Genomic DNA, 22,033 nt, shown 5'->3' with positions numbered 1-22,033 from the left:
CCCAAAGGCGAATATATCTTCCAATCCAAAACAAAATATCAATTCAATATAACATGCCTTAGGCGAGAAAACCTCGCCCCTACAACTCCTATATTATTCTGTTTTTATAATTTAATTTTATTATTTTATTATTTATTATTTATTATCTTTTATCTTTTAATCACAAATTTACCATTATTAATAATAAATTATTTCTTCGGATACTTCTTTATATTTTTACACTCAGGATAATTTGAACAAGCCAAAAATTTCCCATATCTCCCCATTTTTACAATCATAGGACTTCCACATTTATCACACGGCCCTACTTCCTTCAAAGCCGCTTCATCTTCTGCATCTAATTTTGCCATCTGCTCTTTTATCTTTATAATTCCATCTTCTTCAATCAATTCTATACCTTTAGGAATTGATACTCTCTCTTTATCTTCTGCATAATTCTCACATTCAAGATATTTCCCATATCTACCTGTTTTAACAATCATTTTCCCACCACATTTTTTACAAACAACATCTGTTTCTATCCCTGCTTTTTCCTTTACTACCACACTTAACCTATCTGCAATCTTTATCTCGCCTAATTCCATTTCTTCTTTTGTTATTTTTATACTTTTAGGAATTGATACTCTCTCTTTATCCTCTTCATAATTTTCACATTCAAGATATTTTCCAAATCTACCTGTTTTTAACAACATTTTTCCACCACATTTTTTACAAATCAGATCAGAATATATATCTTGATTTAATATTTTGCTTATTTCTTTATTATATCCTTCTAAATATTCTTTTAATTCTCCATAAAAATCTCCTAATACTTTTTTCCATTCTAAATTTCCATCTTCTATCTCATCAAGTTCTTTTTCCATTTTTGCTGTGAATTTTATATCCATAACAGTAGGAAAATATTTTTCCAATATCTCCTCAACTTCAAATCCAAATTCTGTTGGAATAAAAGATTTTTTAGTTAAAATTACATATTCTCTCTTTTTTAATGTTTCAATTATAGCTGCATACGTAGAAGGTCTACCTATTCCATCTGTTTCTAGCTTTTTTATAAGCGAAGATTCTGTTAATCTTGCTGGTGGTTTTGTAATTCCTTCTGTTATATCTAACTTATCTAATAATAATTTATCTCCCTCTTTTATCTCTGGAAAATCCCCGCCATAACTATCTTCATCATTTTCCTTAAATAACTTATAATAACCATCAAATAGTATTCTATTAACCGTTCCTCTAAATTGGTATTTCTCATACTCTGAAACTAATTCAAATTGCTCATATTCCATATTTGAAAATTGCGATATTAAAAATCTTTCCCAAATTAACTTATACAACTTATATTGATCTTTATTTAAACTGTCTTTTATTAATTCTGGACTTCTATTTACATCAGTTGGCCTTACTGCCTCATGAGCATCTTGTATTTTCCCTTTTGATTTTTGTGGCACATAATCGCCAACATATTTTTCTCCAAATATATTTTTAATATATTCTTGTGCAGCTTCTTTTGCTTCCTTTGATATTCTACTAGAATCTGTTCTCATGTATGTAATCAAACCAACATATGAACCACCAATGCTTACACCTTCATACAAACTTTGAGCTATTCCCATGGTTCTCGAAGCTGTAAATCCTAAATAGGATGAAGCTAATTGTTGCAATGTACTTGTTTTTAAAGGAAAAGGTGCTCTTTTACTCTTTTTCTTAACTTTTGCTGTTATAACTTCAAACTCTTTATTTATTATTTCTTTTTTTAGCTTTTCTACAACTTTAATATCTTTAATCTTTTTTACTCTTTTTTTATCTATTTTATAAATTTCTAATTTTAATTTTTTATTAAAAATTCCTGAAACTTCCCAAAATTTTTCTGGAATAAATGCTTTTATCTTTCTCTCTAAATCACATATTAATTTTAATGCCACTGATTGTACTCTACCGGCACTTGCATGAGGGCTTAATATTTTCCAAAGTAAAGGACTTATTTTATATCCCACAATTCTGTCTAATATTCTTCTAGTCTGCTGTGAATTTACTTTTTTTTCATCTATTGGTTTTGGATTTTTCACAGCATTTTTTATTGCTTCTTTAGTTATTTCATTAAATTCAACCCTTATATTTTTATCTTTTAATTTTAAAGCATTATAGATATGCCAAGCTATAGCTTCTCCCTCCCTATCTGGATCGGAAGCAAGATACACTTGATCAACTTTTTTAGCTTTTTTCTTTAATTCAGCTATAACTTTCCCTTTACCTTTTATTGTAATGTAAGAAGGTTCAAAATTATTTTCAATATCCACTCCCAATTTAGTTTTTGGCAAATCTCTAATATGCCCATAAGAAGCAGTTACTTCATAATTTTTACCTAATATTTTTTTTATTGTATGTGCTTTTGCTGGTGATTCCACAATCACTAATCTTTTTACCAATATTTCCACCTCAATTTATTATTTTATTTACAATTATTCCTTTTCTACTTAATAATGTTTTTAAAGAATTTATTCCCACTTTAAAATCAACTGCTATTGTTTCATTTAATAGCTCTTCAAATTTCTCATCATCAATTACTTCACTTGAACGTAAATCAAACAGATAGCTTCTAGCTTCTGGTGTTAAATTCTCTACCTCTAAAGGATGAATCATCCTAATTTTAAAATCTTTAGCTCTTGAAATATTCATAGATTCAAAGATTTCATCTAACATCTCAGAAATTTCTTCTAGTTCATAACCTTTTTTTGTTAAATTTTCAACTATATGAGTCTCTACTGTTTTCAAATTCTCATGAGAAGGGCCTATTAATTGTTTTATAACTTCTGATAAAACTTCTACAAATTTCTTTTCATTTTTCATAATTGCCACCTCCTATTTTTTTATGACTCTAGCTATAATTACTAAAAAAATAAGCTACGCTTCATCTCGTAAAACATAAATATTTTTCTAAAATTTTGGTTTCTGAAAAATTTTGCTTTGAAAAATCGCATATTTCAAAAAAATGGCGTAGCTTATTTTCTGAATAAATTTATATTTTCCTAACCACTAAAAAATAAGCTATGCTTCATCTGGTAGAGTGTGAATATTTTTCTAAAATTTTGGCTACTAAAAACTTTAGCCTTAAAAAATCGTATATTAAAAAAACGGCGTAGCTTATTTTCTGAACAAATTTATACTTTATTATTAAATAAAAAAAGCTATACTTCATTCCATTAAATACACTTTTCTATTTTAATTATAATAAATAAACTCTTAAAAATCAAGTTTTATTATAAACTATACTAATATTATCGACTTTAATATATATATATTAATAAAAGTGAGGAATAATCCTCACTTTTATTAATTCTAACCTATTTCTGCTCTCGCTGCTGACAATCTAGCTACTGGTACTCTATATGGAGAACAGCTCACATAATCTAATCCTATTTCATTAAAAAAATCAATTGATTCTATATCTCCACCATGTTCTCCACAAACTCCTATTTTTATATCAGTTTTAATATTTCTGCCTTTTTCTATTGCTATTTTCATTAATGCTCCTACGCCTTTCACATCTATAGTTTGAAATGGATCTCTTTCTAATATTTTATTTTCCAAATAATAATGTAAAAATTTTCCTTCTGCATCATCCCTACTAAATCCAAAAGTAGTTTGAGTCAAGTCATTAGTTCCAAAAGAGAAAAATTCAGCTTCTTTCCCAATTTCGTCTGCTACCATACATGCTCTTGGTAATTCTATCATTGTTCCTATCTCATACTCTATCTTTCTTCCTGAATGTGGTATCTCTTCTAATTCTATTCTCTTTGCCAAATCTTTAATTACTGTAAATTCATTTATATCTGCCACTAACGGAACCATTATTCCTAACTTTATTTTTATATCTGGTCTTTTTATTAATGCTATAAATATTGCTCTTATCTGCATTTCATAAATCTCTTTATAAACTATTCCTAATCTAACTCCTCTATGCCCTAACATCGGATTTACTTCTTGCAAAGCATCTAATTTTTTTAACATCTTTTCTAAATATTTAACTTTATCAATATTATGCCTTTTTAATTCAAATCCTATTTGATCTTTTATTTTATCTTTCTTAGGTAAAAATTCATGTAAAGGAGGATCTAATAATCTTATTGTTACACTAAGTCCATCCATAGCCTCAAATATTCCTTGAAAATCTTTTATTTGAAATTTTTCTAATTCATCTAAATATTTTATCCTATCTTTTTTGCTTCCAGCCATAATCATTTTTTGTACAAATTCAAGTCTTTCTTTTTCAAAAAACATATGCTCTGTCCTACAAAGTCCAATACCTTCTGCTCCATTGCTTCTTGCTTTTTTTGCATCAAATGGAGTATCTGCATTTGCCATTACACCTAATTTCCTAAATTCATCTGCCCATTCTAATAATAATTTTGCTTCTTCACTTAAATTTGGCTCTATTGTTGCTACTTCTCCTAAATACAGTTCACCACTTCCTCCATCTAATGTTATTATATCTCCTGATTTAAAAGTTACATCCCCAACTTTTGCTATTTTTTCTTTTAAGTCTATTTCAAGTTCATTACATCCAGCTACACAAGGTTTTCCCATTCCTCTTGCCACAACTGCTGCATGAGAAGTCATCCCACCTCTAGCTGTTAATATCCCCTCTGCCTGAGCTAACCCATTTATATCATCAGGCGTGGTTTCTATTCTTACCAAGATAACTTTTTTTCCCTTTTTTCCCAAAAGTTCTGCTTTATCTGCTGTAAATACAACCTCTCCAATTGCAGCCCCTGGAGAAGCTGGCAACCCTTTTGCAATAACTCTATTTATTTTCTTAGCGTTTGGAGAAATTCTACTATGCATTATCTTTATTAATAGTTCTGGATCAATTCTCCTTATTGCATTTTTTTTGTCAATTATCCCCTCTTTTACAAAATCTACAGCCACTTTTATTGCTGCATCTGCTGTCCTTTTCCCATTTCTTGTTTGTAACATATATAATTTTCCATCCATTACCGTAAATTCCATATCTTGTACATCTTTATAATGTAACTCTAATTTTTGTGATATTCCTTTTAATTGATTATATATACCTGGAAATTCCTTTTCCATTTCATTTATTTCTCTAGGGGTTCTTATTCCAGCCACTACATCTTCACCTTGTGCATTTTTTAAATATTCTCCATATAATTTTTTCTCTCCTGTAGATGGTGAACGACTAAAAGCAACTCCTGTTGCTGAAATATCATTTTTATTCCCATACACCATCATTTGAATATTTACAGCTGTTCCCAAGTCATCTGGTATATTATTAAGTTTTCTATATGTTATAGCTCTTTTATTGTTCCAAGATTCAAAAACTGATTTTATTGCCATAAATAATTGTTCATAAGGATCTTGTGGGAATTCTCTACCTGTTGCATTTTTAACCAATTTTTTATATTCAACTATAATATTTTTCAAATCTTCAATTGAAAATTCTATATCATATTTAATTTTTTTCTCTTTTTTTATAGCCGTTAAAACTTCTTCAAATCTATCATGTTCTATTCCCATTACTACATTTCCAAACATTTGTATAAGTCTTCTGTAACAGTCATATGCAAATCTTCTATCATTAAATTGTTCTGAAAATCCCTCTACATTATTATCATTTAATCCTAAATCAAGTATTGTATCCATCATGCCAGGCATTGAAATTTTAGCACCAGAACGAACAGATACTAATAATGTATTTTCCGAAGCAGCAAAACTTTTTCCAACTTTATCTTCAACTTTTATAAGAGATTCTAATATATCATCCTTTAGTTTTTCTACTACCTCTTCTCCTTGTTTCATATAATCAACACAAACTTCTGAAGTAATTATAAATCCATAAGGAACAGGCAACCCAATTCTAGTCATTTCAGATAAATTTGCTCCCTTTCCACCTAACAATGCTTTTAATTCTTTATTACCCTCTTCAAACATAAAAATTTCTTTAGCCATACTAATCTCCCCCTTAAATGGTATAAAATCGACTTTGACTTTGATTTTATTAAATTATCTATATAAAGTATCACAATAACATTATACGATAATTTTTAATATTTCCTTCAAAAAAAAATAAAGATTGAATATTCAATCTTTATTTTTAAAGGATATTTCCACCTGAATCCGTTAGAGAATTTCGATATATTCCTCCACCTTCACTACATATAGATTATGAAAAATCACCATCACTCCTATACGTTCAACATGACTTTTCCAAGTAACTATACTGTAAAAAATTGGACTATATATTTGGATTTCTTCACAGAGTCAGGTTTTAATTGTTTTATGATTTTATTTCCTTAAATTATCCATAAAGTTAAAATAGTAATAAGAAATACTCCTCCTATTATATATGTAACGCTTCCTGGTGAAATTTTAGAAAGTCTAATATCTTTCATCTCTTTTTTTATCTCAGAAGAAAACACATTTTTAAATTTCTCATCACTTTTTATATATAAGTTTGTTATTTTAAAAAAACTACTATGATTTAATTTAAGCTCTATTTTATTTTGATTAGATATTATTTTACCTCTATTTTCTTCAAATTCTATTCCTAAATTTTCTAATGAATTATATACAGATTTATATAACTCCTCTTCTTTACTGTTAAACACTACTATATCTCCGTATGACTTAATCAAAATAAATATAAGCCATATATAAAATAATATAAATACCAAACCTATTATTTTAAAATACACTCCACCATATTCATAACTTTCTATTATATTTTTTATAACTGTAGGAAAAAAGCACAAGCTTACAATTGATACAAATACTCCTCCCTTTGCTATTAAAGGTTTCTTTCTAAGTAAATATACCCCTAAAATCAAGAAAAAAAATGACATTCCTAATAATATAAAGAAAAAAAACATATCCATTTTAAACCACTCCTTTTTTATTTATTTTCTTATTTTTTATTTTATACTTTTTTTATTTTAATGTCAAATGGCTTAAATGGCTTGAAACGTTATTTTTATTGCCTAAACAGATATATTTATGACTTGAAATAGCATGATATTGTCCTGAATGAAGTTTTTTTATTTTTTTATGAAAACCATTTAAATAATTTCATGTTTTACAAAATAGAAATGTTATTTTTAAGATATTCTTAAATCAATTCTATGCTTTCCTATTATAAAAGAAACCAAATAATTTAAAATAATTATCTGGTTTCTTCTACATCTACTATTTTTATCCTATCTAAATGGTTTCTAAAATTATTTCTAAATATTTCTAAATATTCCTCTCTTAACTTTTTTTGCTTTTTCTTCTCTTGAGAAGTTAATCCTATACTTTTTGATTTCCTAGACAAATCATTTATTTCATTTATTAAATCTTTCATTTCCATTTCTTTTCCTCCTACTTTTAATTTAATAATTATAAAATTTTTCAAAAAATAAAAAAATGGCTCTCAGAACCATAAAATATATCTATAATATATTAAAGCTTGGCAAGGACCTATCCTCCCAGACCGCTACCAGTCAAGTACTTTCGGCGCATAAAGGCTTAACTACCAGGTTCGAAATGTAAACTGGGTGTACCCCTTTAGCTATACCCACCAAGCTAAATAATAATTGGTTTAATATCTAATCTAAAAAATATATAATAACTAAATAATAATGGCTCCCTGAACCGGATTCGAACCAGTGACAAGGTGGTTAACAGCCACCTGCTCTACCAACTGAGCTATCAGGGAAACCAGTATGTATAAATTAAAGCTTGGCAGGGACCTATCCTCCCAGACCGCTACCAGTCAAGTACTTTCGGCGCATAAAGGCTTAACTACCAGGTTCGAAATGTAAACTGGGTGTACCCCTTTAGCTATACCCACCAAGCTAAATAATAATTGGTTTATGAACGTTTAAAAATAAAGTTACCTTACTCTTTAAACAATTCTTTAATATTCTTTTTTTAAAAAGAGATTCAAAATTGTATAGTAATATTACAAGCAGTTTTAATCAAAGAAACTATTTAAAGGTTAAGACCTCGGCTGATTAGTATTAGTCAGCTAAATGTATCACTACACTTACACCCCTAACCTATCGACCTCCTAGTCTCGAAGGAGCCTTACTAGCATACGCTATAGGAATACTTATCTTAAAGGGGGCTTCACGCTTAGATGCTTTCAGCGTTTATCCTGTCCAAACGTAACTACCCAGCTATGCTACTGGCGTAACAACTGGTACATCAGCGGTTTGTCCATCCCGGTCCTCTCGTACTAAGGACAGCTCTCTTCAATATTCCTGCGCCCGCAGCGGATAGGGACCAAACTGTCTCACGACGTTTTGAACCCAGCTCACGTACCGCTTTAATGGGCGAACAGCCCAACCCTTGGGACCTTCTCCAGCCCCAGGATGCGATGAGCCGACATCGAGGTGCCAAACTCTGCCGTCGATATGGACTCTCGGGCAGAATTAGCCTGTTATCCCCAGGGTAGCTTTTATCCGTTGAGCGATGGCCTTTCCATTCAGAACCACCGGATCACTAAGCCCGTCTTTCGACCCTGCTCGACATGTCTGTCTCACAGTCAAGCTCCCTTATGCCTTTACACTCTTTGGCTGCTTTCCATACAGCCTGAGGGAACCTTTGGGCGCCTCCGTTACCTTTTAGGAGGCGACCGCCCCAGTCAAACTACCCACCTAGCACTGTCTCCATCGTTACACACGACAGATTAGAATCTCAATATCACATGGTTGGTATTCCAACAACGACTCATATACAACTGACGTCATATAATCAATGTCTCCCAACTATCCTATACATATAATACCAAAACCCAATACCAAGCTATAGTAAAGCTCCATGGGGTCTTTCCGTCCTGCTGCGGGTAACCGGTATCTTCACCGGTAATACAACTTCACCAGGCCCACCGTCAAGACAGCGTCCGGATCATTACACCTTTCGTGCAGGTCGGAACTTACCCGACAAGGAATTTCGCTACCTTAGGACCGTTATAGTTACGGCCGCCGTTCACCGGGGCTTCAATTCGGAGCTCTCACTCCTCCTCTTAACCTTCCGGCACTGGGCAGGTGTCAGCCCATATACGTCGCCTTCCAGCTTAGCATAGACCTGTGTTTTTGGTAAACAGTTGCCCGGACCTTTTCACTGCGGCCTATTTCTGCTCCATCCGCTTAGAATTTCACATACTTTAGGCACCCCTTCTCCCGAAGTTACGGGGCCATTTTGCAGAGTTCCTTAACGATGGTTCGCCTGCGCGCCTTGGGTTTCTCACCCCGCTCACCTGTGTCGGTTTGCAGTACGGGCGCTAACAACTAGTTTAGAAGCTTTTCTCGACAGCATGGGATTTAATACTTCGTTCCTAATGGAACTCCTCATCACACCTCAGATCTATCCATACGGATTTTCCTATACAGACATCCTACATGCTTATACTTACTATTCCGTCAGTAAGCTATTATACCCTTCTGTGTCCCTCCATCACTATCAGTTATTAGCGGTACAGGAATATTAACCTGTTTTCCTTTCGCCTACGCTTCTTAGCCTCAACTTAGGACCCGACTTACCCAGGGAGGACGAGCCTTCCCCTGGAAACCTTGAGCTTTCGGCGGGTAGGATTCTCACCTACCTTCTCGCTACTCATTCCTGCATTCTCACTTCTGATACCTCCAGAAAACCTTATCAGTTCTCCTTCGCCGGCCTACAGAACGCTCTCCTACCAACATACTTACGCATGTTCCACAGCTTCGGTGAATATCTTAGCCCCGTTACATTGTCGGCGCATCGACTCTCGACCAGTGAGCTATTACGCACTCTTTAAAGGAATGGCTGCTTCTGAGCCAACCTCCTGGTTGTTTCTGAATCGACACATCCTTTCCCACTTAGATATTACTTTGGGACCTTAGCTGGTGGTCTGGGCTGTTTCCCTCTCGACTATGAATCTTATTACCCATAGTCTCACTCCTAATCTATCATCTACGGCATTCGGAGTTTGAATGTGTTCAGTAAGCTATACGCCCCCTACGACAATCAGTGCTCTACCTCCGCAGATTACTAATTAAGGCTGCACCTAAATGCATTTCGGAGAGAACGAGCTATCTCTTGGTTCGATTGGCTTTTCACCCCTATACCTACCTCATCCCCCGGCTTTTCAACGACGGTGGGTTCGGTCCTCCACTGTGTCTTACCACAGCTTCAACCTGGACAGGCATAGATCACCAAGTTTCGCGTCTACCGCTAGCGACTCGTCGCCCTATTCAGACTCGGTTTCCCTTCGGCTCCGTTTCCTTAACCTCGCCACTAACGGTAACTCGCAGGATCATTCTCCAAAAGGCACGCCGTCACATTCCTAAAAATGCTCCGACCGCTTGTAAGCACACGGTTTCAGGTTCTATTTCACTCCCTTAACAAGGGTCCTTTTCACCTTTCCCTCACGGTACTATTCACTATCGGTTAATAAGAGTATTTAGCCTTACGTGATCTGGTCCACGCTGATTCACACCAAATTTCTCGTGTTCGGTGCTACTTGGGTGCCGATTCTTTACTTATGCATACAGTTCATCTACTGGACTCTCACCATCTTCGGTTAGCTTTCCCAAACTATTCGACTTTATACACATCCATAAATAGATACCTTGCAGTTCTCTCGGATTCGGTCCCGCTACCCCAATACAGCAACGGCTGCATCCTTTAACACTATATTGGTTTAGGCTCTTTCCCGTTCGCTCGCCGCTACTTAGGAAATCGTTTTTACTTTCTTTTCCTCGGGTTACTTAGATGTTTCAGTTCACCCACTTACCTCTTTCGTATACATCCTTCAAATGTATAGGTTTGCCCATTCGGATATATAGGGATCAACGCTCGTTTGCAGCTCCTCCTACCTTTTCGCAGCTTACCACGTCCTTCTTCGGCTCTTATTACCTAGGCATCCACCGTGTGCCCTTAATATCTTAACCTTATTTTTCTTCTTTTCTTCTGCTTATTATTACTACTATACAATTCCCAATGTCCTTTTATTTCTAAAAGACTTGCTTAATAGAGAGAAGCTATTATACTCCTTAGAAAGGAGGTGATCCAGCCACACCTTCCGGTACGGCTACCTTGTTACGACTTCACCCCAATCGCTCACCACACCTTAGGAACCTCCCTCCCTTACGGGTTAGGCCAGCTACTTCAGGTGCAACAAACTCTCGTGGTGTGACGGGCGGTGTGTACAAGACCCGAGAACGTATTCACCGCGACATTGCTGATTCGCGATTACTAGTGATTCCAACTTCATGCAGTCGAGTTGCAGACTGCAATCCGAACTACGAAATGCTTTCTGAGTTTCGCTTCAGGTCGCCCTTTCGCTGCCCTCTGTACATCCCATTGTAGCACGTGTGTAGCCCAGGTCATAAGGGGCATGATGACTTGACGTCATCCCCACCTTCCTCCTACTCGTCGTAGGCTGTCTTGCTAGAGTCCCCAACTTAATGATGGTAACTAACAATAGGGGTTGCGCTCGTTGCGGGACTTAACCCAACACCTCACGGCACGAGCTGACGACAGCCATGCACCACCTGTCTATGAGTTCCTCAAAGAGGCACTTCCATATCTCTACAGAATTCTCACGATGTCAAGACCTGGTAAGGTTCCTCGCGTTGCGTCGAATTAAACCACATGCTCCACCACTTGTGCGGGTCCCCGTCAATTCCTTTGAGTTTCATTCTTGCGAACGTACTCCCCAGGCGGGATACTTATCGCGTTAGCTTCGGCACAGAGGTTCGACCCCCCACACCCAGTATCCATCGTTTACAGCTAGGACTACCAGGGTATCTAATCCTGTTTGCTCCCCTAGCTTTCGCACTTCAGCGTCAGTATCGGTCCAGAGAGCTACCTTCGTCATCGGCATTCCTACAAATATCTACGCATTCCACCGCTACACTTGTAGTTCCGCCCTCCTCTCCCGTACTCTAGCTTATTAGTTTCAAAGGCAAGGACATGGTTGAGCCATGAATTTTCACCTCTGACTTTATAGGCCGCCTAGATGCCCTTTACGCCCAGTGATTCCGGATAACGCTTGCCACTTACGTCTTACCGCGGCTGCTGGCACGTAATTAGCCGTGGCTTCTTCTGCAGGTACCGTCACTTGCTTCTTCCCTGCTGAAAGAACTTTACAACCCGAAGGCCTTCATCATTCACGCGGAATTGCTGGATCAGGCTCTCGCCCATTGTCCAATATTCCCCACTGCTGCCTCCCGTAGGAGTAAGGACCGTGTCTCAGTTCCCTTGTGGCCGTTCACCCTCTCAGGCCGGCTACCTATCGTCGCCTTGGTGAGCCATTACCTCACCAACTAGCTAATAGGACGCGAACCCCTCCATTAGCGCATATAGCATTTACTTATCAATAGATGCCTATCAATAAGATTATGCGGTTTTAGCTCCCGTTTCCAGAAGTTATCCCCCTCTAATGGGCAGGTTATTCACGCGTTACTCACCCGTCCGCCACCTTACTCAGCTCCGAAGAGCCTTTGTGGTAGACTTGCATGTGTTAAGCATTCCGCCAGCGTTCATCCTGAGCCAGGATCAAACTCTTCAATCTATATTTTTACACCTTTTTGTCTTTTTTTTGGTTTGCTTTACTTCTCTCTATTAAGTTTTCAATGTCCTTTGCCCTCTCTCGAGGACGAGATTAATATTACCACACTTATCACATTTTGTCAAATACTTTTTTTGCATTTTTTTATATTTTTACATAACATCCTTTGAAACCTTTTAAAATCAACGGATTATTCAACTTTATTTTTTCGATATATTTGATTTCTTCAATAAATATATTTTATTTTTTATTAAAATAAATATGCTTTTTTTACTTTTTTATCCTATAAGTTACTTTTAGATATATTTTTTTACTTATTAACAATAATCATGACTAACAAAATAGCATAGATTATTCTCTGAATAATTTTATACTTTTCTAATTAATAAAAAATATATGATAAAAAGCCCCCTATTCTTCTTAATAGAAAAAAGAGGACTTTCAATTTATTTTACTACAATATTAACTATTTTATTTGGAACAACTATAACTTTCAATATATTTTTTCCATCTGTATATTTTTTAACTTTATCAGAATTTAACGCTAACTCTTTTAGTTCTTCTCTACCTATCTCTTTTGCTACAGTTGCTGCATCTCTCAATTTACCATTTACTTGAAATGCTACATTTACTTCATCTTCTACTAAAAACTCTTCATTAGAAATTGGCCACTTCTCTTCATATACAAACCCTTTAAATCCAGCTTCTTCCCATAATTCATCTGCTATATGTGGTACAAATGGCGAAACCAATATCACTAATTTTTCAATAACTTCTCTCCAAATATTACTCTCTTTTTTATTATCGAATATGCTATTTTTATAAAGATACATCTCATTAACCAATTCCATTATTGCAGCTATTGCTGTATTAAAATGAAAATTATCTTCCATACTTTCTGTAACTTTTTTTATTGTTTGATTAAGTTTTTTCATTAAATTTTTATCATCTTTATTTAGTTTTTTTACATCTATCTCTATTTTATTTCCAATGTTTACATGTTCTTTATTTTCTAAAACAATTCTCCAAACTCTATTTAAAAATCTAAATGCTCCTGCTAAACTTTTCTCATTCCACTCTAACTCTTTTTCTGGTGGTGCAGCAAATAAAGTAAATAATCTAGCTGTATCTGCTCCATATTCCGCTATTATATGGTTTGGATCAACACCATTATTTTTTGATTTTGACATTTTTTCAACCTTTATTTTCAAATCTTTTCCACATGTTTTGCACCTGTTTCCTTCCTCAACCTCAGAGGCATAATAGTATTTTTTACAGTCTGGGCAATGATATGATGGTCCTAGTACCATTCCCTGTGTTAATAATTTTTTAAACGGTTCATCGCTTGAAAGTAACCCTAAATCTCTTAATAATTTATGGAAAAATCTAGAATAAAGCAGATGCATTACTGCATGTTCTATTCCGCCAATATATTGATCTACAGGAACCCATCCATCTACAATCTCTTTTTCAAATGGAATACTACTATTTTTAGAATCTGTATATCTAAGATAATACCAAGATGAATCCACAAATGTATCCATTGTATCAGTTTCTCTTCTTGCTTTTCCACCACATTTTGGACAAACTACATTTTTATATTCATTTGATGTCTCTAATGGATTTCCAGTTCCAGTAAACTCTACATCGCTTGGTAATCTAACTGGAAGATTTTCCTCTTTTTCCATTACAACACCACATTTTTCACAATAAATAGCTGGAATTGGAGTTCCCCAATATCTTTGTCTTGAAATTAACCAATCTTTCAGTCTGTAATTTGTTGTCTTTTTTCCGTACCCTTTTTTTTCTATATAATCCGCTATTTTACTTATTGCTTCTCTATTTTTTAATCCATTAAATTCACCTGAATTTATTAATATTCCTTTTTTTATATATGCTTCAGTCATTTCGTCTTTATTAATTTCATCTTCTTCAGGAGTTATAACTATTTTTAATTTCAAATTATACTTTTTAGCAAATTGAAAATCTCTCTCATCATGTGTTGGTACAGCCATTACAGCTCCAGTTCCATAATCCATTAACACATAATTTCCTATCCATAAAGGAACTTTCTCATTATTTACTGGATTTATAACATATTTCCCAGAAAATACTCCAGTTTTTTCAGAATTTTCTGCTGTACGAGAAATTTTATCTTCATTTCTCATTTTATATACTTTTTCTTTTATATCTTTATTCTCTTTTAATATCTCTTCTACTAATGGATGTTCTGGTGCTAAAACCATATAAGTTACACCAAATATCGTATCTACTCTTGTTGTAAATACAGGAACATCTATGTCACTATTTTCTAATTTAAAATTTACCTCTGTTCCATAACTTTTTCCTATCCAATTTTTTTGCATAGCTATTACTTTATCCGGCCAATTTCCCTTTAATTCTTTATGTCCCTCTAATAGTTCTTCTGCATAATCAGTTATCTTAAAAAACCATTGTTCCAAATCTTTTTGATGTACTTCATTTCCACATCTCCAACACTTACCATCTTCAACTTGCTCATTAGCTAACACTGTTTTACAACTATCGCACCAATTAACATAAGACTTTTTCTTATACACCAAACCTTTTTCATACAGTTTTGTAAATATCCATTGATTCCATTTATAATAATCCTCTTTACAAGTTGCTATCTCTCTATCCCAATCATATGAAAAGCCAAGTTTTTTTAACTGTTTTTTCATACTTTCAATATTTTCTAACGTCCACTTTTTTGGATCTACTCCATTTTGTATAGCTGCATTTTCAGCTGGTAATCCAAAAGAATCCCATCCAATTGGATGTAAAACATTATACCCATTCATTTTTTTATATCTAGCTATTACATCCCCAATACTATAATTTCTAACATGTCCCATATGAATTTTTCCTGATGGATACGGAAACATCTCTAACAGATAATAATTTTCTCTATTTTCATCTTTATTTTCAGTTTTAAATATCTTTTGTTCTTCCCATTCTTTTTGCCATTTTGATTCAATTTCACTAAACTTATATTCTTTCACTCTTATCACTCCTTATACGTATATGATTTTAGCATTTTTTTAATATTAAATTTTAAAACTACCTACAATTTCATTTATATCTTTAATCTCATTTTCTTTCATATATTTTTCTAACCCATCTAAAATATCCATTGTAACTCTCGGATTATAAAAATTTGCAGTTCCTATTTGTACAGCAGTTGCTCCAACTATTAAAAATTCTAATACATCCTCAAAATTACTAATCCCACCCATTCCAACTATTGGGATTTTAACTGTTTTAGCTACTTCCCAAACTAATCTTAATGCAACTGGTTTTATCGCTGGTCCAGATAATCCAGCTATTATATTTTTAATTTTTGGTTTTCTAGTTTTTATATCTACTGCCATTCCTACCAATGTATTTATGAGAGATATCGAATCTGCGCCTGCATCTTCTACAGCTTTTGCTATCACTTTTATATCCGTTACATTTGGCGTAAGTTTTACCATAACGTGATGTTTTGTATTCTTTTTTACTTCTTTCACTACTTTAAATGCCATATCAGGATCTGTTCCCATATTTATTCCACCGGCTTTAATATTTGGGCAAGATATATTTATTTCTATTCCACCTATTTCTATATCATTTAATTTATTCGCTAAAATTCCAAACTCTTCTATCGTATTAGCAGTTATATTTACAAATGTTTTGGCTTTTAGCTCTTTTAAAAAAGAATATTTTTCTTTTTTAAATCTATCTATTCCTACATTTTGAAAGCCAATAGCATTTAACATACCACCAGGCGTTTCTAATATCCTTGGAGTAGGATTCCCTTGCCTTTCTTCTAATGTTGTTCCTTTTACACAAATTCCACCTATTCTATTTAAATCTACCAATTCTTTAAATTCATCTCCATAACCAAAAGTTCCAGAGGCTGTCATAATTGGATTTTGTAATATTATATTTCCCAATTTTACTTTCATATTCATTCCCATATCACCTCGTCGCCTTTAAAAATAGGGCCATCTTTACATACTTTCTTATATTCCCACCCCTCTTTTTTTTCACTATTTTTTATTTTTTTTACGCAACCTACACATGCTCCTATTCCACACGCCATATATTCTTCTAAAGATAAATAGCTCTCTATATTATATTTATTTGCTATTTGAGCTACTTTTTTCATCATTATTTCTGGGCCACATGAAAAAATAATCTTATCTTTTTCTCCATTTTTCAATATATATTCTTCCAAAATATCAGTTACAAATCCTTTATGTCCTTCGCTTCCATCAACTGTAGCTACATTTACTTTATCATTTTCTAACTTGAATGTTGTATCTTTTGCTATTTCATTTTTTGTAGACACTCCATAAAACAACTTATAGTTATTATTATTTCTTATTACTAATGGAAATGGTCCATATCCTATGCCGCCTGCTACAAGCAAAACTTCTTTCTCGCCTTCTAATTTTGGAAATCCATTTCCTAAAGGTCCCAACGCACTTATTTTTGCACCTGTTTTATATTCTGTTAAATCTTTCGTCCCATTTCCTATTACTTTATACAACATATATATTGTATCATCAATAACATCATGAATACTTATTGGTAACCTCAATAGATTGTTTAATCCTTCTCCAACTTTTATTTCTAAAAATTGACCTGGCAAAATTTCTTTTGCCATATCCGAACTAACAAAAGAAAGTAAATAAGTATCATGTGCTACTTTTTTATTTTCTTTTATAATAATATCTTCTAACCTCACAACATCACCCCTCGAATATTTTTAAAATTATGATTTATTTATAAAAAATAATTTTCTTATATTTTGTTATAAAAATGGTTAAACCACTACACGCATTGGGTATATTTTTTTCAAATAAAAATATTATATCATAAATCAAAATAAAAAGAAAGCCAAGCGGCTTTCTTAATTTAATATATCATTAGCAAATTCTTCAGCATTTTCTAGACCTATTTCTACAGGTATTTTATCTTCTAATACTGTTTTTAATTGGTATCCTAAATAAGAAGAAATATTATCATACTCCGGAATAGTTGGTCTCATTTTTCCATATCTCATTTGTTCTACATATATTTTCAAAAAATCATTTCCTGATAAGAATTTCTTGTATGTTGTTGTATTTACAGCACTATTTGTAACTGGTAAATATCCTGTTTTTGTAGCCCATTCCACTTGAAAATTATCTGAAAGAATATATTTCCCAAATCTCCAAGCTGCATCTTCTTTTTCCTTATTTGATTTAAAAATATATAAATTTTCCCCGCCTATATTTGTCACTCTCTTATCATTAGTTGGTAAATATATTGCTCCATATTTCCCCTTAAATTCTTTTTGAAGTTTCATAAAATTCCAAGGTCCATTTATAACCATTGCAACTTTTCCATTTATAAAGCTTGATATATCCCACCCTTTGTTATAATCTGAAAGTTTTGCTACTTTCTCTTTATAAATTAAATTTTTCCAAAACTCCAAAGCTTTTATCCCTGCTCCTGAATTAAAAAGAGGTGTCTTATTATCATCACTTAAAAACTCTCCACCATTTCCCCATAAAAAAGTTTGCCAAATCCAAACTGTCCACTCTTTATCCCCAAATGGAATTAAAAATCCATACTGATCTATTTTCCCATCTCCTGTAGTATCTATCGTTGCTCTTTTAGCAGCTTTCAAAAAATCATTCCAAGTTTTTATTTTTTTTGCATCTATTCCTAGTTTTTTAAATATCTCTTTATTATAAGATAGTTCTAAATTATTTCCATCAAATGGTAAAGAATATGTCTTCCCATTATATTTTGTTCCTTCTATTAAACTTCTGTAAACGTCGAAATCTGAAAATATGTCATCATTTTCCATATATTTATCTAAACTTAATAATTTCCCTGTGTTTACTAATTTACCTAACATTTGAGGTCCCAACCATAACATATCTGGTCCTTCATTAGATAATAATTTTTTATTTAATTTTTTTTCCAAATAATCTTGTTCTCCATAATTTTCTAAAGTTACTGTTATCTCAGGATTTTTACTTTCAAATTCCGCTACTTTCCTTTTTAATAGCTCTTCATTAGCACCTTTTTCCATTCCATGCCAAAACAGAAGGTTCGTTTTGGCAAAAATTGATATTGAAAATAAAATAAAAATTAATATATAACTTATTTTTTTCATTATAATTCCTCCTAATAAATATATGTTATTGTTAAAATTTTATTGCCTTTACTGTCTTTTTTATCCTCTAACACAATTCTATTTTTATCATCATATTCTTTATGAATTTCATAAATTTTACTCCCATCTTGATAATAAAATATTTTGTTAGAAATATTTCCATTCAAATCATAATCTTCTTTTTCTTTTATTTCCTCTAACTCATCTTTTATTATTTTACTAGAAAGTTTCCCCAAATCATCATAAGCATATTCTGTATATTTTTTCACTCTTCCATCAGAGTCATATTCTGCAATTGATGTTACTTTTTCATCTCTATTTAATTCAGTTTCATAACTTTGATTAAATTCAAATCCATCATTTCTAGTAATTATTTTTTCTACCAATCTTCCTTTTAAATCATATTTATATTTATAATCATATCCTAACAATAAATTTCCATTATTATCTTCATAATAATCTTTTATTAAATTTCCCTTTAAATCATATTTTTCTTCTCTTATATTTAAAATTAAATCTCCTCCATTTTTCCCTGTCTTTTTTATATCTAATCCATTGTCTCCAGAGTATACATTCTCTAATTTATAATTTTTCCCAATTATAGTTTTTGATATTAATTTACCATCTTTCGAATATATATATTTTATATTTTTTATAACTTCTCCTGCTCTATCAAACATTTTTTCTTCTAATATTTTGTTTTCCATTGAATAACTATTTCTAATTTTTCCAATTTCTTTTTTTTTATAATCTATTATTTTTCCTTCCACTATTACCTTCTTATCTAGCATCCCCTCTATTTTTCCATTGTAAACAATTTTTTCTAATAAACTACCATTTGAATCATAATAATTTTTTTCTTTTGGAATATTTATTTTATCCCAACTAGTCCCACCTTTTCTTATCTCTTCATTACTACATCCTACAAATAAAATTATTAAAAAAACAAATATTACCTTTTTCATTCAAAAACCTCCTTTTCTTTTTAAGAACATTATCTAATCACTGTCTGATTCAATAATGAACATTTGCATTATAACACTTCTATCCTTTTGTGTCAAAATAATTTTAAATTTTAGTTTTTTTATTTATAATATAAAAATGAGAGAAATTTATATGAATTTTTTCATTTAAATTTCTCTCATAAAATATAATAATTAGGAACGTTTAAAAAATAATTTTCTCATTTTTTGTTATAAAAATGGTTGAAACGTTGCATATGTTAGGCGTAGTTTTTTATGTAATTTTCATAAAAGAACCTTGAACCTTTTAAAACAAAACAGCTGAATTATTTTTAAGCTATTCCTTATTTATCTAAAAATCTTTCTGCATAATGACATGCTGCTAGTCTTCCTGGAATTATTTCTCTTAATTTTGGTCTTTCAGCCATACAAGTCTCATCTGCATATCTACATCTTGTAGAAAATTTACATCCCACAGGAGGATTTATTGGACTTGGTAATTCTCCTTCTAATTTTATTCTATTTTTAGTTATCTCTGCTTCTGGATCAGCTATTGGTACCGCAGACAACAAAGCTTCACTATAAGGATGTAACGGTTTATTATATAGTTCATCTGTTGCAGCTAACTCAACCATATCTCCTAAATACATTACAGCTATTCTATCAGATATATATTTTACCATACTCAAATCATGAGCTATAAATAAATATGTCAACTGTTGTTCTTTTTGCAAATCTTTTAATAAATTTACAACTTGCGCTTGTATTGATACGTCTAACGCTGAAATAGGTTCATCGCATACTATAAATTCTGGTTTTATAGCTAATGCTCTTGCTATTCCTATCCTTTGTCTTTGTCCTCCACTAAATTCATGTGGAAATCTACTTGCATGTTCTCTATTTAATCCAACTTTTTCTAATAGTTCAAAAACTATTTTATTCCTTTCTTCTTTAGTTGTGTACATTTCGTGAATATCTAATCCCTCAGCTATAATATCTCCAACTGTCATTCTTGGGTTTAGAGAAGCTTGTGGATCTTGAAATATCATTTGCACTTTTTTAGCAAACTCTTTATATGAAATTTTATCTACATTTTCTCCTTTATAAAATATATTTCCAGCTGTTTTCTTATATAATACTGTCAAAGTTCTACCTAATGTAGTTTTTCCACACCCTGATTCCCCTACTAAACCAAGTGTTTCTCCTTTATATATATCAAAACTAACTCCATCTACAGCTTTTAATATTTGCTTATGACCTACGTCAAAATGTTTTTTCAACTCTTTTATTTCTACTAATTTTTCTTTGCTCATATCTTTTTCCTCCTGCTTTCTATTGGAGATTCTATATTTGGAGCATCTTCATGCAATAACCAACATGCAGCTTTATGTCCTTCTTCAATTTCAAAAAAATGTGGTTTTTTTTCTAAACATACTTTCATTGCATATTCACACCTTGGAGCAAATGGACACCCTTTTGGTGGATTGAATAAATCTGGTGGAGTCCCTTCTATTGATCTTAATGTTTCTTCCTCATCTTTTCCTAAATCTAATCTTGGCATAGATTGTAACAATCCCCAAGTGTACGGATGTTTCGGAGCATAAAAAATAGTTTTAACATCTGCTTCTTCCATTATTTCTCCACCATACATCACAACAACTCTTTCTGCAATATCTGCTACAACTCCCAAATCATGTGTTATTAAAATAATAGCTGTACCTAATTTTGATTTTAAATCTTTCATCAAATCTAAAATTTGTGCCTGTATAGTTACATCTAATGCTGTTGTTGGTTCATCAGCTATCAGTAGATCAGGATTACAAGATAATGCTATTCCTATCATAACTCTTTGTCTCATTCCACCACTAAATTCATGTGGATATTGTTTTATTCTTTTTTCAGCATTTGGAATTCCTACAAGTTTTAACATCTCTAACGCTTTTATTTTAGCTTCTTTTTTTGATAATCTTTGATGTTTTATTATTCCTTCCGCTATTTGTGCTCCTACACTCATTGTTGGGTTTAATGAAGACATTGGGTCTTGAAATATCATCCCAATTTTTCCACCTCTTATGTTTTGCATATCATGTTCAGATTTCTTTGCTATATCTTCGCCCTCAAAAATTATCTCTCCTGATTTTACCCTACCTGGCGGCATAGGTATTAATTTCATTATTGTTTGAACTGTAACTGACTTTCCAGAACCAGATTCACCAACAATTGCCAATGATTCTCCTCTTTTAAGATCAAAGCTAACACCTCTTATCGCTTGAACTTCCCCAGCGTAAGTATCAAATGAAACATATAAATCTTTAACATCTAATATTTTATCTTTAACCATCTTAATCT

12 protein-coding genes, 1 tRNA gene and 4 rRNA genes are annotated in these 22,033 nt (G+C 32.5%); all 17 read right to left on the bottom strand.

From position 1 onward, the window contains the following. Positions 1-188: 188 nt before the first annotated feature. Positions 189-2,426 carry a type I DNA topoisomerase gene (gene topA / locus RDY08_RS01185; protein ID WP_307905430.1) on the bottom strand — a complete coding sequence of 746 codons (2,238 nt, stop codon included), beginning with the start codon at positions 2,424-2,426 and terminating at the stop codon, positions 189-191. Positions 2,427-2,433: 7 nt separating this feature from the next. Then, positions 2,434-2,844: a DUF494 family protein gene (locus RDY08_RS01180; RefSeq protein ID WP_307904605.1), complete on the bottom strand. Its 411-nt coding sequence runs from the start codon at positions 2,842-2,844 to the stop codon at positions 2,434-2,436. Between the two features lie 489 nt (positions 2,845-3,333). Next, positions 3,334-5,964, bottom strand: coding sequence for a pyruvate, phosphate dikinase (gene ppdK, locus RDY08_RS01175; protein WP_307904604.1), 2,631 nt, complete (start codon positions 5,962-5,964; stop codon positions 3,334-3,336). A 344-nt stretch (positions 5,965-6,308) separates the two neighbouring features. Then, on the bottom strand, positions 6,309-6,890 hold the full coding sequence (locus RDY08_RS01170) for a hypothetical protein (RefSeq protein WP_307904603.1): 582 nt from the start codon (positions 6,888-6,890) through the stop codon (positions 6,309-6,311). Positions 6,891-7,174: 284 nt separating this feature from the next. Further along, a complete protein-coding gene (locus RDY08_RS01165; RefSeq protein ID WP_307904602.1) occupies positions 7,175-7,360 on the bottom strand; it encodes a DUF896 domain-containing protein in 186 nt (61 codons plus the stop codon). Positions 7,361-7,457: 97 nt separating this feature from the next. Further along, positions 7,458-7,575 (bottom strand): 5S ribosomal RNA (rrf, locus tag RDY08_RS01160). A 57-nt stretch (positions 7,576-7,632) separates the two neighbouring features. Then, positions 7,633-7,708: transfer RNA gene (locus RDY08_RS01155), tRNA-Asn, on the bottom strand. Between the two features lie 21 nt (positions 7,709-7,729). After that, positions 7,730-7,847, bottom strand: a 5S ribosomal RNA gene (rrf, locus tag RDY08_RS01150). 139 nt (positions 7,848-7,986) lie between these two features. Beyond that, a 23S ribosomal RNA gene (locus RDY08_RS01145) occupies positions 7,987-10,925 on the bottom strand. Positions 10,926-11,031: 106 nt separating this feature from the next. Continuing rightward, positions 11,032-12,550 (bottom strand): 16S ribosomal RNA (locus RDY08_RS01140). Together the 16S, 23S and 5S rRNA genes with 1 tRNA gene alongside form the textbook arrangement of a ribosomal RNA operon. A 443-nt stretch (positions 12,551-12,993) precedes the next feature. Continuing rightward, a complete protein-coding gene (leuS, locus tag RDY08_RS01135) occupies positions 12,994-15,570 on the bottom strand; it encodes a leucine--tRNA ligase (protein ID WP_307904601.1) in 2,577 nt (858 codons plus the stop codon). A gap of 45 nt (positions 15,571-15,615) precedes the next feature. Further along, positions 15,616-16,521: a dihydroorotate dehydrogenase gene (locus RDY08_RS01130; protein ID WP_307904600.1), complete on the bottom strand. Its 906-nt coding sequence runs from the start codon at positions 16,519-16,521 to the stop codon at positions 15,616-15,618. Beyond that, on the bottom strand, positions 16,518-17,300 hold the full coding sequence (locus RDY08_RS01125) for a dihydroorotate dehydrogenase electron transfer subunit (RefSeq protein ID WP_307904599.1): 783 nt from the start codon (positions 17,298-17,300) through the stop codon (positions 16,518-16,520). The genes RDY08_RS01130 and RDY08_RS01125 overlap by 4 nt, the downstream gene beginning before the upstream one ends. Positions 17,301-17,465: 165 nt before the next feature. Further along, complete coding sequence (locus RDY08_RS01120) at positions 17,466-18,722, bottom strand: ABC transporter substrate-binding protein (protein ID WP_307904598.1); 1,257 nt, start codon at positions 18,720-18,722, stop codon at positions 17,466-17,468. A gap of 11 nt (positions 18,723-18,733) precedes the next feature. Next, a complete protein-coding gene (locus RDY08_RS01115; protein ID WP_307904597.1) occupies positions 18,734-19,687 on the bottom strand; it encodes an RHS repeat domain-containing protein in 954 nt (317 codons plus the stop codon). 341 nt (positions 19,688-20,028) lie between these two features. Beyond that, positions 20,029-20,997 carry an ABC transporter ATP-binding protein gene (locus RDY08_RS01110; protein ID WP_307904596.1) on the bottom strand — a complete coding sequence of 323 codons (969 nt, stop codon included), beginning with the start codon at positions 20,995-20,997 and terminating at the stop codon, positions 20,029-20,031. Further along, positions 20,994-22,025 (bottom strand): ABC transporter ATP-binding protein, encoded by a 1,032-nt coding sequence (locus RDY08_RS01105; protein WP_307904595.1) that lies wholly within the window; start codon positions 22,023-22,025, stop codon positions 20,994-20,996. Before RDY08_RS01105 ends, RDY08_RS01110 begins: the two co-directional genes overlap by 4 nt. Between the last annotated feature and the right edge of the window lie 8 nt (positions 22,026-22,033).

The organism is Haliovirga abyssi (assembly GCF_030295325.1).
Classification (GTDB): Bacteria; Fusobacteriota; Fusobacteriia; order Fusobacteriales; family Haliovirgaceae; genus Haliovirga; species Haliovirga abyssi.
Note: the sequence above shows the minus strand (reverse complement) of the source record. Positions and strands in the feature narration are given on the sequence as shown.

What these genes read in the sequence shown, in the direction of transcription:
- RDY08_RS01180 (WP_307904605.1), bottom strand. Translation starts at nt 2,844, where the DNA reads ATGAAAAATGAAAAGAAATTTGTAGAAGTTTTATCAGAAGTTATAAAA.
- ppdK (WP_307904604.1), bottom strand. Translation starts at nt 5,964, where the DNA reads ATGGCTAAAGAAATTTTTATGTTTGAAGAGGGTAATAAAGAATTAAAA.
- RDY08_RS01170 (WP_307904603.1), bottom strand. Translation starts at nt 6,890, where the DNA reads ATGGATATGTTTTTTTTCTTTATATTATTAGGAATGTCATTTTTTTTC.
- RDY08_RS01165 (WP_307904602.1), bottom strand. Translation starts at nt 7,360, where the DNA reads ATGGAAATGAAAGATTTAATAAATGAAATAAATGATTTGTCTAGGAAA.
- RDY08_RS01130 (WP_307904600.1), bottom strand. Translation starts at nt 16,521, where the DNA reads ATGAATATGAAAGTAAAATTGGGAAATATAATATTACAAAATCCAATT.
- RDY08_RS01120 (WP_307904598.1), bottom strand. Translation starts at nt 18,722, where the DNA reads ATGAAAAAAATAAGTTATATATTAATTTTTATTTTATTTTCAATATCA.
- RDY08_RS01115 (WP_307904597.1), bottom strand. Translation starts at nt 19,687, where the DNA reads ATGAAAAAGGTAATATTTGTTTTTTTAATAATTTTATTTGTAGGATGT.
- RDY08_RS01110 (WP_307904596.1), bottom strand. Translation starts at nt 20,997, where the DNA reads ATGAGCAAAGAAAAATTAGTAGAAATAAAAGAGTTGAAAAAACATTTT.
- RDY08_RS01105 (WP_307904595.1), bottom strand. Translation starts at nt 22,025, where the DNA reads ATGGTTAAAGATAAAATATTAGATGTTAAAGATTTATATGTTTCATTT.